Consider the following 1,222-nt stretch of genomic DNA (forward strand, 5'->3'; position numbering starts at 1 on the left):
GCTAGCCCCGCTGATTCACGGAGCGTGAGGATTGCTGCTGTCGGGTGACGGCGGGATCCATTTCGTGGGTGGGCGTGCAGGAGTGCCGGCTGGCGCTGCCGGTGGGCGGGTCTCCGGTGGTTCTGTCGTGGGCGGGTGGGTGAGGTTAGGCCGGTTTTGGGATCGCGGCGATCGTGTTGAACACTGCGACGATGGCAGTCGCCCAGGGCCACGTTTCGGGAATCTTCACGCGCCGCCGTCGGCCGCTTCGGACCAGCCGGGCTGCCACGTGGAGGAAGCGGTAGCGCAGCGCTTTGGGCTCGCACAAGGCCAGAACTGCGGCGTCGCCGGTGCAAGCGAGCATCCGGGTCCAGGCCACCAGATCCGCGGCGAGCATCACCGCCACGAGCCAGGCCTGGTTTAAAGCGAACTCCCGCGAGGGCAGACGGCCCAGGCCGGTGTCTTTGGCGTGTCGGATCCGGTCCTCGACCCGGGCGTGAGCCCGGTGCCTGGCCTCGAGGAACTGCAGCTGACCGGTGGCAGTGTTGGTAACGAATGCTTGGTAGCGCCACCCGTCGATCTCCTCGAACATCGACAACTGAGCACCCGGGTGGGGCCGTTCGCGGCGGACGATGACTCGCATTCCGTCTGGCCACTTGGCGAGCATCCTGGGGCTGAGAAAGCCGGTCAGTTCGGCAACCTCGGCCCCGTCTCGGATGTCGCCGGAGGGATTCAATGCCGGCCCCCACGCAGCCTCTGGGCAGATCGCGATGGCCCGGCGTAGCGGGGCGGTGATGGAGAACCCGACCGAGTACTCCACCCGTCGACCGCGGATGCCGTTCTGTTCGGTGATCCAATCCAGAAGGTCATGGGAGGCGCCTGCACCGTCGGATCGAATCAGCAGGTCACGGCGGTGAGCGGCGGGGATCTGCGCGATCGCCTGGCCCAGGACGTCGATGTGGTCAGCCGCGGTGTTGGACCCGGCATTGCCCGGGCGCAGGCTCGCGGCGAGGAACTCCCCTGTGTTGTCGCACCACACACCGATCGGGTGGTACCCGAACGTGCGCTTGTACGTCGGTGCGGCGTTCTCTTTTTCGCTGTGGGTGACCACGATCGTGGCGTCCACATCGAGCACGACCGTCGATCCCAGATCCCGCCCCGCACACGCCGATGCGGGCACCCCGCCGGGCAGGCGGGACCACACGTGACGGCGGGTGCGGGCACGCGCTACCTGGATCTTCTT

At 67.6% G+C, this 1,222-nt stretch carries 1 protein-coding gene; it reads right to left on the reverse strand.

From position 1 onward, the window contains the following. Positions 1–145: 145 nt before the first annotated feature. On the reverse strand, positions 146–1,222 hold a 1,077-nt coding region (locus G6022_RS15280), incomplete at its 5' end, for an IS1380 family transposase (protein WP_182691911.1).

The sequence above is a fragment of the Dietzia sp. Cai40 genome (assembly GCF_014145165.1).
Classification (GTDB): Bacteria; Actinomycetota; Actinomycetes; order Mycobacteriales; family Mycobacteriaceae; genus Dietzia; species Dietzia natronolimnaea.